1 protein-coding gene is annotated in these 289 nt (G+C 45.0%); it reads left to right on the top strand.

Translation table 11 applies throughout. From position 1 onward, the window contains the following. The coding region (locus tag CWC11_RS22290; protein ID WP_138684275.1) for a hypothetical protein at positions 1-289 on the top strand (289 nt) is incomplete at both ends.

The following is a 289-nucleotide window of genomic DNA, read 5'->3' as shown; positions in this document are numbered from 1 at the left end:
ATGATACACAGGTAACACATTTTGTAGATACGCGCTTTGTTGTACCGGCACAACCGGATGACGTCATCGGTTATGAGGCATTACTACCACTGGTACAGCACTTAGTTACGACCTTTAATGTGCGATTAAGCGTGTTAGCTACTCAGTTGTTCTCAGTATTGGGGGATGAATGTTTATCACCAGAAAAGGCCACGCTTTTGGGACTAACCCGTGGGTTGCCGCTAGAGCACAATACGGTCACGCGGGTAATTGAATTTAAAGATGCAGGTCTTACCTTCAATGAAGATGT

It is taken from the genome of Pseudoalteromonas sp. S3178 (assembly GCF_005886985.1).
Lineage (GTDB): Bacteria > Pseudomonadota > Gammaproteobacteria > Enterobacterales > Alteromonadaceae > Pseudoalteromonas > Pseudoalteromonas carrageenovora.
Note: the sequence above shows the minus strand (reverse complement) of the source record. Positions and strands in the feature narration are given on the sequence as shown.